The following is a 12,325-nucleotide window of genomic DNA, read 5'->3' on the forward strand; positions in this document are numbered from 1 at the left end:
CGACGGACGTGATCGTCCGCCTCCCCCATCGGTATCAAGGGCGTCCCCCGCGTCGCCATGTAAGTGTTTGAAAGGAAGCGAGAGACAATGGCAAGCGATAGTGTGAGCGGCGCCGGAAAGACTGCCGGACAGGTCGTCACCCGCTTTGCTCCCTCGCCCACCGGATATCTCCATATCGGCGGTGCGCGCACGGCGCTCTTCAACTGGCTCTATGCCCGCCATCATGGTGGCCGCGTGCTGCTGCGGATCGAGGACACCGACCGCAAGCGCAGCACGCAGGACGCGATCGACAAGATCATCGAGGGGCTCGATTGGCTCGGTCTCGATTTCGACGATGCGCCCATGTTCCAGTCTGATCGCGCGGAGCGTCATGCCGAGGTTGCCCACCAGCTTCTCGCTGCCGGCCATGCCTACAAGTGCTTCGCCACGCCCGAGGAACTGGAGGCAATGCGCGAGCAACAGCGCGCCGCCAAGCTGCCCTTGCGCTATGACCGCCGCTGGCGCGACCGCGATCCGTCGGAAGCGCCTGCGGGTGCGCCCTACGTTATCCGCCTGAAGGTGCCGACCGGAGGCGCGACCACAATCGACGATGCGGTCCAGGGCAGGATCACCGTCCAGAACAACGAGATCGACGACTACATCCTGCTGCGCTCGGACGGCACGCCGACCTATATGCTGGCAGTGGTGGTGGACGACCATGACATGGGCGTCACGCACATCATTCGCGGCGACGACCACATCAACAACGCGTTCCGCCAGCTGCCAATCATCCGCGCCATGAACGCCATCGAGGGCAACTGGCCGGATCCGGTCTACGCCCACGTGCCGCTGATCCACGGCCCCGATGGCGCGAAGATGTCGAAGCGTCACGGCGCAGTCGGTGTCGAGGCCTATCGCGACCAGGAAGGAGTCCTCCCCGAAGCGCTGTTCAACTACCTGCTGCGTCTCGGTTGGGGCCATGGCGACCGCGAGGAAATCACCAAGGAGGAAGCCGTCGAGCTTTTCGATCTCGACGGTGTCGGCAAGGGCCCGGCGCGCTTCGACATCAAGAAGCTGCAGAACCTCAACGGTCACTACATCCGCGAGGCCGATGATCGACGCCTGGCGCTGATCGTGGCCGAAAAGATCGGTCCGAAAGCGGATGCGGATTTGCTCACCAAGGCGATGCCCGTCCTGAAGCTACGTGCGAAGTCCACCAATGAACTTGCTGAAGGTGCTGCATTTCTCTTCGCAAAGCGGCCGCTGGCGATGACTGAGAAGGCGGCGGAACTTCTGGACGACAATGCACGGGAACTTCTTTCCGGCCTTTCAAAAATGCTGCACCTGCAAAATGACTGGACAATCGAGGGACTTGAAGCCACTACGAAATCGTATGCGGAGACGCTTGGATTGGGTCTCGGCAAGCTCGCGCAGCCCATGCGCGCAGCATTGACCGGTACGACAACGTCGCCCGGTATTTTCGATGTGCTGGTCCTGCTGGGAAGGGATGAGGCGCTCGCGCGGATCGACGCGCAGGCCCGCTCGGCAGAAGCAGCAAAGGAAGTTTGAGGAGAAACGCGTGGCCGACAAGCAGGCAACTCTCGATCTCGGTGGCACGACCCACCAATTCCCGGTTCTTGAAGGCAGCGTCGGACCCGATGTCATCGACATCCGCAAGCTGTACGGCGAGACCGGCGCATTCACTTACGATCCCGGCTACAAGTCGACCGCGAGCTGCGAGAGCGCGCTGACCTATATCGACGGTGAAGAGGGCGTCCTGCTCCACCGCGGCTATCCGATCGGCCAGCTGGCCGAGCATTCGAGCTTCATGGAAGTCAGCTACCTTCTGCTCAATGGCGAGTTGCCCTCGCAGAAGGAACTGGACGACTTCACCTGGACGATCAGCCGCCATACGATGCTGCACGAGCAGCTGGCGACGTTCTATCGCGGCTTCCGTCGCGATGCGCACCCGATGGCGGTGATGTGCGGCGTGGTTGGCGCCCTGTCGGCATTTTATCACGACAGCACCGACATCTCCGATCCGGAGCACCGCAAGATCAGCAGTCACCGCCTGATCGCCAAGATGCCGACGATCGCCGCGATGGCGTACAAGTACTCCATCGGTCAGCCGTTCCTCTATCCGAAGAACGATCTCAGCTACACCGGCAACTTCCTGCGCATGACCTTCGGCGTGCCGGCCGAGGAATACGAAATCCATCCCGCCATCGAGCGTGCAATGGATCGTATCTTCATCCTCCATGCCGACCACGAACAGAACGCGTCGACCTCCACCGTCCGCCTTGCCGGCTCGTCGGGCGCCAACCCCTTCGCCTGTATCGCCGCCGGCATCGCGTGCCTGTGGGGTCCGGCGCATGGCGGTGCCAACGAAGCAGCGCTGAACATGTTGCAGGAAATCGGCTCGCCCGATCGCATCCCGCACTACATCGAGCGCGCCAAGGACAAGAACGATCCGTTCCGCCTGATGGGCTTTGGCCACCGCGTCTACAAGAACTACGATCCGCGTGCGACTGTCATGCAGCAGACGCTGCGTGAAGTGTTCGAAGCGCTCAACGTCAATGACCCGGTTTTCGAAACCGCGCTGCGGCTCGAGGAGCTCGCGCTAAGCGACGACTACTTCAAGGAAAAGAAGCTTTTCCCGAACGTCGATTTCTACTCGGGCATCATCCTCAACGCGATCGGTTTCCCGACGACGATGTTCACCGTGCTCTTCGCCCTTGCCCGCACCGTGGGCTGGGTCGCGCAGTGGAACGAGATGATTTCCGATCCCGGCCAAGTCATCGGTCGCCCGCGCCAGCTCTACACTGGTCCGACGGAACGCGATTACGTGCCCATCGGCCAGCGCTAATCGCAAGAGCAGGACAACGATCAAGGGGTGCTTCGGCGCCCCTTTTTCGTTTCAGCCACCGTTTTCGTCGTCCGCGCGCGGCACATCCTTGCCGGGGCCGTCGCGCATCTCGCCGCGCATGTCGTCGGCTGCGGGCACCGACAAGGTAAACCGCGCTCCCTGCCCTGGCGCACTTTCGACAGTGAGGTCGCCATCCATCGCCCGTGCGATACGACGCGAGATGTAGAGGCCGAGGCCCGAGCCGCCATCGCCGCTGCGCCCAAGACGCTCGAACTTCTCGAACACCTTGGACTGCTGGTTCTGGTCGAGCCCCATGCCTTGGTCGGCCACGGTAATCAGCGCCCGGTTGCCGACCCGGTCGAGACGTATCCAGACCTGGCTCTGATCAGGTGAATAGCGGATCGCATTGCCGACAAGGTTGAGCAGGATCTGCAGGACACGGCGAAACTCGGCGATGGCCAACTGGCTCTCGCCTTCGACCGGCGGCACCAACGTGATACCCTTCTCCTGCGCACGCACCCCGAGGATGCCACAGGCTCGGCGCGCTACGTCAGCAAGCTCTATGCGGTCGGGCGCAGTTACGAACTCGTCCGATTCCACGACTTCCAGATCCGAAAGATCGTCGATCAGAGCGAGAAGGTGCTGCGCCGCCGTGGCAATGTCCGCGGCATAGGAACTGTATTCATCGGCAATGGGGCCGGCGAGCTTGGTTCGGATCGTCTCGGCATTGGCAATGATGCGATTGATGGGCTGCCGCAGCACCGGCGTCAGGTCGCGACCGAAAGAGGCACCCTCGATGCCGCTGGGCGACGCGCTCTCTCCCGTAACGGGTTCTGGCGAGGAGGCCGTGAGGTAGAGCACGAAGCCGGCGCTGCCCGGCTCCATCTGGCCGAGCGGTTCGAGATGGGCAGTCCATTCGCGCCCGGATCCTTCTATCTGGCAGCGAGCGCCGTCGAGAAGCCGCCAATGGAGCGGTTGTTCGTGGCTGTTTCCCGGCAAGGTGACGAAATCGGTCCACGGGCGGCCTATCGCTTCGCGCGTCGCCTCGACGAATTGCGCGAGGTCCTGAGCTTCCGTCACGACCGACAGAATGCCTTGCTTGGGGTCCAAACGGGCCGTGCAGTCGGCGAGGTGGCGGTTGATTTCGACCCGGCGGCGGGCGGCGTCGAGTTCGTTCTCGGGCGGCAACTCCTCGCTATTCCAGTTGACGACATCGATGGCACAGGCGGCAAAATTGCCTTGCTCATCGAACTCGGGTGCCAATTCGACCCATGCCGTAATCCGGTTATCGCCATCGACAGCCGAGAACTGGCGCGCGAGGCGCAGTCCGTAGTGCCGCGCCTTTTCCACCAGCGAGCGCAATTCGGGGACTGCAATGGTTTCACCAACCCGCCCCCCGCAGGCTTCCTGCAGGCCCGCCAAGGGTTCCTGGGCCTCAACGAGGCGACCTTCGGCATCTGCCCGCCCATGGGCGATATAGCGAGTCCCGACAGTGGTCATCTCAGCTCACCCCCAATGAGCCGGCTTCGGCCAGCAATTGTGCAGCTTCCGAAGCCGTAATCTCGCCAATCGCTCGCTGGGGATCGGCCTGTGGATGCAGTCGCATGACCTCGACTTCAAGCTGTTCGCGCGAAAGCCCTGCGGCCCTCAGACCAAGAGCAAGCCTCAAGACCTGCTTCTCGTTCGTGGACAGGACGGCCATGCCGCGCGACTGGCCGGAACGCGCACCGAGCGCGGTTAGGAAGAGTGCAACGCCTGCGCCCGTTACGTCTAGTGCGGCGGTCGCATCGTCAGCCATCCCGGAGACGAGGCGAGCCAGCAGGGCCAGGCGATTGGTGCTCTCGTCATAGCCATTGCGCAGTTTGGCCTCCGCCCGGATCATCGCATCCGAGCGACGCTGCCCGTTGAAGGTGCGCCAGGCCAGCAGCAAGGCGTGGAACAGGTCGCCGGGCAGTTCCGCGAGCGGCAGCTCCATGCGGCGTTGTGCCTGTGCGAAACGCGCTTGTGTTGCGAGCGCGGCCATGGCGGCGCTCGCCTGACTGCTCTCGGGAGAGGCGATCAGTTCCTGCAGCAATGGCGACAGCACGGGATCGATCCCGTACTGCTGCTCCATGCGCTCGCTCAGCTGCCACTCAAGCGCAAGCGCATGGCAGTGCGAGAGTATCGCGGGGCTGGCAAAGAAATGTTCGGCAAGATCCTCGCCATGGCGGTCGGCAAAGGCGTCCCTTCCCTTCTCTCCAGTCGCTTCGGCCTGCGCACGCAGGATTTGCCATGCCATGTCGTGGCACATGCCCCGAATACGCGCGACCAGCTCGTCACTGAACAACGAATGGTCGGGTGTCGCCAGGAGATGCGAGAGGATAGGTGCAACGCGTGCGAGCATGGCGTTACCCTGCGCCAATTCATCGCGCAGAGCCGCCGTCCGGGTCTTTTCGCCGGACTCAGGCACGGGGTCGTGCATCTTCATGGGCTTACACTAGCACTTGCATGGTTAATTCGCCGTTATTCGCCGCTTGTCGGGGCGAAGAAAAGCGAGAGCATCACCAATAGCACGAGAACGGCGGTCACCGGCTGCACTATACCGAGGAAGGCCGCGGGTAGCAGCAGTATCGAAAGTGCCACCCGATCACGATATGTCTCGCGAAATCTGGACCCTACCATGCGATGGCCAAGCCGGAGCAGGCCGAACAGGACAACAGGGACGAACAGGCGAAGCCATTCGGTATCTTCGGGCGATGCAAGGGCGATTAGGATGGCGAGAACCGGATCGGTCAGCCAGTCGATTGTCCTCGCCAATGCAGAGCGCCGCGCTGCGGCCTGGCCTGCCAGGGCAATTCGCTCGACCGTTTCACCAGCTGCGCCCAGCATGGCCATCAGGGCACCGAAGCCCAGCGCAGTGATCTCCCATCCGAGCAAGGCCAGCGACATGGCAATAACGCCTGAAAGGCCCGCCAAAATGGCAGGCAGGCGTGCCCAACGCCCGCCCAGCACGTCTTTCGCCAGTCGCGCTCCAATGCGTTCGGATACTGCAAGGCCCGGTGCGGCGAAGCTGGCAGCAGCCGCGTGATCGCGGATCCATTGCTGTTCGCGCTCGTCGAGCTGCTCGACCGTCGGGTCGAGATGCCACCTGCCCACGTCAATGAGGCGCTTCTCTATCGGCTGGATCCGAACCCCCGATTGCAGCGCAATGCGCAACAAGGCCGAAATGACATCCGCGTCAGGTGGCAGCTCCGCCAGCCTTTCGACTGTACTGCCATGCGCGAGGAAAACTCCCGCCCAGGCGAATTCGGCGTCGATACGCTCATATCCCAGCGGCACGGCGTCCTCAGCGGGGAAGACCAGCACTGATGGACGTACAGAGTACTTGAGCACGACCTCGTCGGCGGGAAGCAGTCCCGCACCAACAACGAAAATCTCGTCCGCGGCCGATACAAGTCCGGAAAGTGGACGGGTTTCCTGCATGGCAACGAAACGGACGCCTGCGGCTTCGGCGCGCTTCTGGGCCTCTATCACTTCGCGCCCGATGCCATCGACGAGGCAAGCAATCGTGCCGCAATCGGCAGCCAGGGCGAGATCAACTTGCCTTTCGATGATCCGCGAACCTGCAAAATGGCGGAACGCAGGCCGGATCCGTCCCAGCGCGGGCGAATGGTCTAGTGTGGACAAGAGGGCGACGCGCAAGTCGTGCTCCGGCAGTTTCTTCAACGACCCGTGGTGGTGTTTGCCGGTGTTCTAGGTATCCGGAGGCACAAGAGCCAGCCCAAAGGCGGCCTTACCCTCAGGCTTCGATGCGCAACTCGGTCACCAGTTCCGCCAGCCTCGTCAGGATCGTAGGCTCACCAGGGGCAGCACTCTGCGCATCATCGGCCAACTGGCGCAGTTCCTCGACATGGAAACTTCCGGCAATGGCGTGGAGCCTTTGCGCGGCAACGCTCCAGTTGCCGTCACAACGGGCGCGGCGCAGCAGGTCCAGCTGCCGCTCCACGCTCTCGACAAACGCAGCACGCAGCTCGGCCTGCAGCGCCGGGTCATCACCGGATGCTGCGCCAAGCGCCGCGAGAAAGGGTCCCTGCTGGTAAGTCATTGGTCGCAAACCATACCAGCCAAAGGGTTAAAGTGGGTTTAAGCATGTCGTTTTCGTGATAGCTTCACGCTCATGAGAAAGCGCTCACTGATCCAGGCCGTCTCCGATGGGGACTCGTCGTCAACCGATGAAATCCTTCTTACAGAGGAGGTTGTCGAGGAAGCTTCAGACGATGTCTACGAGGCGACGGAGGTGTGGGAAGAGGAACAGCAAACCAATTCCACGCAATGGATTGCCCCCACGGTCGCGATCGTGGCCATCGCCGCATGGACTGCTTTCTATGTCTGGGCAAACAGCGCCGCGATGTTCGTCGGCGCGACAGCCCAGCAATGGAGCGGCTGGATTACCTCATGGTCGATCCCCGTTCTGCTGGTCGTTTCATTGTGGCTCCTCGCCATGCGCAACTCCACCCGTGAGGCCCAACGTTACGGCGAGGTAGCCTTGTCGCTGCGCGAAGAATCGTCGCGGCTCGAGGAACGACTCGTCACTGTGAACCGCGAACTCAGCCTGGCGCGTGAATTCCTGACCTCGCAGACGCGCGATCTCGAATACCTCGGCCGATCGGCCTCCGAACGGATTTCCGAAAATGCCGATCGCCTCCAGGGCCTTATCAGGCACAATGGTGAGCAGGTCGACGCCATCGCCAAGGTCAGCGAAACGGCGCTCGAGAACATGGACCGGCTGCGTGACAACCTCCCGGTCCTCGCTAATTCCGCGAAGGACGTCTCGAACCAGATCGGCAGTGCCGGACGGACCGCCAAGTCGCAGGTCGACGAATTGATTGAGGGCTTCAAGCGCCTCAACGACTTCGGAGCCGCAAGCGAACGCCAGGTTACTTCGCTGCGCACTCGCGTCGATGAAGCGCTCGAAGCGTTCACCGAACAGACCGAACAGCTGGGCACCGTCGCCGACGCACGCTTTGCAACCTTGCGCGAACAGAGCGAGGTTTTCCGTGCCGACCTCGACAGCCGCGAAGTCGATGCACTCGCTTCGATTCGCGCGCGCGCCGATGCGCTTCGTGCCGAACTGGAATCGGCGCGCGTGGCTGCCGATGCGGAACACGAGGCCGCGCTCGCTACCCTGCGCGAACGGATCCAGAGCCTCCAGCTGGAATCCACACGCATCTCTATCGGTGTGAGAGACGGAGAGAAGGCGGCGATCGAAGCATGGGGCAGTCAGGTCAACGCGATGGCCGACCGTCTTCGCGAAGCTATCGAGGAGATCCGCAAGATCGACGAATCCGCCCTGGTTGCCGCAAATACCAAGCTCAAGGCGTTATTCGAGGAGGCGACTGCGGTCGACGAACGCATCACCGAGCGCAACCGCGCCTTCGACGAACAGAATGCCAAGCGTCGGGTCGAACTCGAGGAGGCCGAGCAGGCGGCCATCGCCGCGATGCGTTCGCGCCTCGAGACTCTCGACGCCGCGCTCGAGGATCGCCAGCGCTCGCATGCCGAAAGCGCCCAGGCGCTCGTGCGTGAAGGCGAAAACCTCGTGGCCCGCCTAGCCGAGCTGGGTTCGAGCTTTGCCAAGGTCGAAAGCCAGGGCCGCGAAGCCAGCGGTGCCATTGCCGACAGCGTCGACGCACTGAACGCCAAGCTGTTGGAAAGCCGCGAGGCCCTTGATGGCACCGACATGGCGGTCGCTGCACTGACCGACGCAAGCGTGCGGCTTCTCGAACTCATCCAGGCGAGTGCCAAGCAGGGTCGCGAAATCCTGCCTGAGGCGATGGCGTCGAGTGAACAGCGCCTCACTGCAATCGAAACACGCGCCCGGGATATCAAGGCTCTCCTCGAGACTGCCGGCGCTGCAGGCTCGGATGCTGCGGCAAGCATGGAGCTGACCGACCAGCGGGCCCGCTCTGCAATTGCCGAAATCGAGGCATTCCAGTCCCGATTCGCCGAAACCGCAACCGCGCAAATTGGTAGCATCGAGCGCTTGCGAGACAGCGTTTCTGCGCTGGGCAGCGAAAATGAGGCCGTTGCCGAGAGAGCTAAGAACGAACTGCGCGCAGCTATCGAACAACTCGAAAGCAGCGCTCGCGACGCGATTGCGGCGATCGAGACCGAGCAGGGAGATCGCCTTGCGAAGATCGCCGACCGTGTCGGCGAACAAAGCGCGCAGGCCATCGATCGCGCGCTGGCCGAACATACCGAACAGGCGCTGGGCAAGATCGACGAGGCGACCTCTCGTTCGACCAATGCTGGCCGCGAAACTATCCGCATGATGCGCGACCAGCTGGCCAAGGTGAACGAGCTGACCGGCAATCTGGAAAGTCGCATTGCGCAGGCACGCGAACGTGCGAGCGAGGAGGTCGGGAACGACTTTTCGCGTCGTGTGGCGCTAATTACCGAGAGCCTGAACTCGAATGCCATCGACATCGCCAAGGCGCTGAGCACCGAGGTAACCGACACCGCCTGGGCGAGCTACCTGCGCGGGGATCGGGGCATCTTCACTCGCCGTGCGGTACGACTGCTGGACAACACCGAGGCGCGCGAGATTGCCGAGCTTTACGACACCGACCACGATTTCCGAGAGCATGTCAGCCGCTACATCCATGACTTCGAATCGATGCTGCGCACCATGCTCTCGACCCGCGACGGTCACGCACTCAGCGTGACGCTGCTGTCGAGCGACATGGGCAAGCTCTACGTGGCGATGGCGCAGGCACTGGAACGCCTGCGGCAATAAGACTTCAGCGGGCGTCGGGGCCGAAGAAGATCAGGTCCTGCGGGACGATCCAGCCATTGATGTAATTGAGGACGTAGGCGGTTGTCAGAACCGCCGCGATGATCATTGCACGCAGCATCAGGCGGCCCGGACGAAAATCGACCGGCGCGCTATCGGCCTGTCCGGGGACCTTCTCCGCACCGACCTCATCATGGGTTTTCACCCCGAACGGGAGCAGCAGGAATGCGCTGAAGACGAGGAAGAGGAAATAGATCGCGAGGATACTGGTCCACTGCATGGCCGGCTCACATGTTGGGGAGGATGACGCGAACCTGCGGACGCTTGCCCGACCAGCGCTGTGCCGCACGGCGGGCCGCGAGCCTTGCCGCTTCGTGGATCGATCCCGGCTCCTTGCGGTCCTTGCCCTTCAGCTTGCCGAGCGCCTCGCTAATGTCGTTCTGCGCCTCCGCGATGAACTCGGGATAGTCCTCGTCCAGCGGGAGGCCGAGGCTGTCGATGCGAGGGTTAAGATTGCCGTCGAGCGCCACGATAACCACACCTTCGCGCATGATCCGGCGCCGCATGGCAATCGCTTCACCGTCTGCCGGCACTATAATGTCGCCGTCGAGAACGAGCCGCCCTGCCCTTACCTCAGCAATCTTTCCGGGTGCCCCCGGTGCGAGGCGCACGAGATCGCCGTTCTGCTGCACGACCTGTGCCGGGATGCCCGTCGATTTCCCGAGACGTCCCTGCTCCTGCATGTGGCGCATCTCGCCATGAACGGGCACAAGGATGTCGGGGCGCAGCCATCCGTAGAGCGCCTCAAGTTCCGGTCGCCCAGGGTGACCCGAAACATGGATCATGCTCTGCCGGTCGGTGACCATGGTGATGCCGCGAGCGGCCAGACGGTTCTGGACTACGCCGATGGAGATTTCATTGCCCGGGATCTGGCGGCTGGAAAACAGCACCACATCGCCTGCTGAAAGCTCGAGCGGATGGTTCTCCTCGGCAATGCGGGCAAGCGCGGCTCTTGGCTCGCCTTGCCCGCCTGTGGCAAGGATGAGCAGTTCGCCACGCGGCAAGCGCATGGCCGTGTCGAAGTCGACCGGTTCGGGGAAATCGGTGAGATAGCCATTGTCCTGCGCCACCTCGATGATGCGGTCGAGCGATCGACCGGCGACGCAGACCTTGCGCCCGGTCTCTCGCGCGACCTCGCCCAGAGTCTGGAGACGAGCGACATTGCTAGCGAAAGTCGTGACCAGCACGCGCTTCCCCGAGTGCCTCCCGACTTCCTCGAGCAGGCCCTTGTAGACAGCACCTTCCGAGCCGCTCGGAGCCGGATTGAAGACATTGGTGCTGTCGCAGACCAGCGCCAGAACACCCTCGTCGCCGATGGCAGTGAGTTCTTCCTCAGTGGTCGGTTCGCCGATGATGGGATCTTCGTCGAGCTTCCAGTCGCCGGTATGGAAGATGCGGCCGTGGGGCGTTTCGATCAGTAGAGCATTGCCCTCGGCGATCGAGTGCGCGAGCGGGATGTAGGTGATGCCGAACGGACCCACCTGGAGCCTACCGTGATCGTCCTCGATTACGTGCAGTTCGATGTCATCGGCGATCCCCGCTTCCTCGAGCTTGCGCAGGACCAGGTCAGCCGTAAACGGCGTCGCGTAGATCGGCACGCCGAGGTCGGCGGCAAAATAGGGCACGGCGCCGATGTGGTCCTCGTGTGCATGGGTCAGGACGATGGCGTCGAGCTTGTCCGAACGCTCCTCGATGAACTGCAGGTCGGCGAAAACGAGATCAACGCCAGGATACTGGTCACCCGAGAAGGTCATACCAAGATCCACCATGATCCAGCGGCCCTGGCAGCCGTAGAGGTTCACGTTCATGCCGATCTCGCCCGACCCGCCGAGGGCCAGGAACAGCAGTTCGTCTTCCGGGGTGAAATCCTTCTTCAAGCGCAGCGCTCCGCAAGGATGGCCAGCCCGTCCAAAGTCAGGTCGCTGTCGACTTCGTCAAAGAGCTCGGTGTGCTCGTCGAACAGGAGGGCAAGACCTCCCGTTGCGACAACCTTTGCCGGACGACCGATTTCCTTCTTCATTCGCTCGATGAGTCCTTCGATCAAGGCGACATAGCCCCAGAACACCCCGATCAGCATCTGGTCTTCGGTGTTGCGGCCAATGACCGAGTTACTGGTCGGTTTCTGGATGGCAATCCGCGGCAGCTTTGCGGTATTTCCGACTAGCGCATCGAGTGAGAGGTTGATGCCGGGTGCAATGATGCCGCCCTTGTAGGCACCCTTGAAATCGACGGCATCAAAGGTCGTCGCAGTGCCGAAATCGACCACGATGAGGTCGCCCTCCCACTTCTTGTGCGCGGCGATGGCATTGAGCGCGCGATCTGCACCAAGCGAACTCGGCAGATCGACGTCGATCTCGATCCCCCATTCGGCCCTGCCCTGCCCCGCGATCAGCGGCGTTACGTCGAAGTATTTCTCCGCCAGAACGGTGAGATTGTGGATCGAACGCGGAACGACGGAACCAATGATGATCTGCGTCACGTCCTCGCGCGAATAGCCCTCGATTTCGAGCAGCTGGAGCAGCCAGACTGCGTATTCGTCGCCTGTTCGGCGCGGATCCGTGGCGATGCGCCAGCGGGTCTTGATCTCGCGCCCGTCGAATAGGGCGAAGACCACGTTCGTATTGCCGACATCGGCTGCGAGCAGCATC

General features: G+C 62.5%; 10 protein-coding genes. 3 read left to right on the top strand and 7 right to left on the bottom strand.

Annotated elements, in window-relative coordinates; all coding sequences use genetic code 11:
- Positions 1-87: 87 nt before the first annotated feature.
- The gene (gene gltX / locus IRL76_RS06000) at positions 88-1,548 is read left to right on the top strand and encodes a glutamate--tRNA ligase (RefSeq protein WP_200983876.1); all 1,461 of its coding nucleotides are present in this window, start codon (positions 88-90) and stop codon (positions 1,546-1,548) included.
- A gap of 10 nt (positions 1,549-1,558) precedes the next feature.
- The gene (locus IRL76_RS06005; protein WP_200983877.1) at positions 1,559-2,845 is read left to right on the top strand and encodes a citrate synthase; all 1,287 of its coding nucleotides are present in this window, start codon (positions 1,559-1,561) and stop codon (positions 2,843-2,845) included.
- 51 nt (positions 2,846-2,896) lie between these two features.
- On the opposite strand, the gene IRL76_RS06010 is transcribed toward IRL76_RS06005, so the two are convergent.
- From IRL76_RS06010 to IRL76_RS06025, 4 genes are all read right to left on the bottom strand, one after another.
- The gene (locus tag IRL76_RS06010; RefSeq protein WP_200983878.1) at positions 2,897-4,345 is read right to left on the bottom strand and encodes a sensor histidine kinase; all 1,449 of its coding nucleotides are present in this window, start codon (positions 4,343-4,345) and stop codon (positions 2,897-2,899) included.
- A 1-nt stretch (position 4,346) separates the two neighbouring features.
- Entirely contained in the window at positions 4,347-5,312 is a 966-nt protein-coding gene (locus tag IRL76_RS06015) for a hypothetical protein (protein WP_200983879.1), read from the bottom strand.
- Between the two features lie 35 nt (positions 5,313-5,347).
- Complete coding sequence (locus tag IRL76_RS06020; RefSeq protein ID WP_200983880.1) at positions 5,348-6,550, bottom strand: hypothetical protein; 1,203 nt, start codon at positions 6,548-6,550, stop codon at positions 5,348-5,350.
- 73 nt (positions 6,551-6,623) lie between these two features.
- Positions 6,624-6,929 carry an Hpt domain-containing protein gene (locus IRL76_RS06025; protein ID WP_200983881.1) on the bottom strand — a complete coding sequence of 102 codons (306 nt, stop codon included), beginning with the start codon at positions 6,927-6,929 and terminating at the stop codon, positions 6,624-6,626.
- Between the two features lie 72 nt (positions 6,930-7,001).
- On the opposite strand from IRL76_RS06025, the gene IRL76_RS06030 reads away from it, so the two are divergent.
- A complete protein-coding gene (locus IRL76_RS06030) occupies positions 7,002-9,620 on the top strand; it encodes a coiled-coil domain-containing protein (protein ID WP_200983882.1) in 2,619 nt (872 codons plus the stop codon).
- Between the two features lie 4 nt (positions 9,621-9,624).
- Here the strand turns inward: IRL76_RS06030 and IRL76_RS06035 are convergent, their stop codons facing one another.
- The 3 genes from IRL76_RS06035 to IRL76_RS06045 are packed head-to-tail and all read right to left on the bottom strand — an operon-like array spanning position 9,625 to position 12,324.
- Positions 9,625-9,897, bottom strand: a complete 273-nt coding sequence (locus tag IRL76_RS06035; RefSeq protein ID WP_200983883.1) for a DUF1467 family protein — start codon at positions 9,895-9,897, stop codon at positions 9,625-9,627.
- A gap of 7 nt (positions 9,898-9,904) precedes the next feature.
- Entirely contained in the window at positions 9,905-11,554 is a 1,650-nt protein-coding gene (locus IRL76_RS06040) for a ribonuclease J (protein WP_200983884.1), read from the bottom strand.
- A complete protein-coding gene (locus IRL76_RS06045) occupies positions 11,551-12,324 on the bottom strand; it encodes a type III pantothenate kinase (protein ID WP_200983885.1) in 774 nt (257 codons plus the stop codon). The genes IRL76_RS06040 and IRL76_RS06045 overlap by 4 nt, the downstream gene beginning before the upstream one ends.
- Between the last annotated feature and the right edge of the window lies 1 nt (position 12,325).

The organism is Qipengyuania soli, from assembly GCF_015529805.1.
GTDB lineage: Bacteria > Pseudomonadota > Alphaproteobacteria > Sphingomonadales > Sphingomonadaceae > Qipengyuania > Qipengyuania soli.

Coding starts and splice junctions, on each gene's coding strand:
- gltX (WP_200983876.1), top strand. CDS start 88: ATGGCAAGCGATAGTGTGAGCGGCGCCGGAAAGACTGCCGGACAGGTC.
- IRL76_RS06010 (WP_200983878.1), bottom strand. CDS start 4,345: ATGACCACTGTCGGGACTCGCTATATCGCCCATGGGCGGGCAGATGCC.
- IRL76_RS06015 (WP_200983879.1), bottom strand. CDS start 5,312: ATGAAGATGCACGACCCCGTGCCTGAGTCCGGCGAAAAGACCCGGACG.
- IRL76_RS06025 (WP_200983881.1), bottom strand. CDS start 6,929: ATGACTTACCAGCAGGGACCCTTTCTCGCGGCGCTTGGCGCAGCATCC.
- IRL76_RS06030 (WP_200983882.1), top strand. CDS start 7,002: ATGAGAAAGCGCTCACTGATCCAGGCCGTCTCCGATGGGGACTCGTCG.
- IRL76_RS06035 (WP_200983883.1), bottom strand. CDS start 9,897: ATGCAGTGGACCAGTATCCTCGCGATCTATTTCCTCTTCCTCGTCTTC.
- IRL76_RS06045 (WP_200983885.1), bottom strand. CDS start 12,324: ATGCTGCTCGCAGCCGATGTCGGCAATACGAACGTGGTCTTCGCCCTA.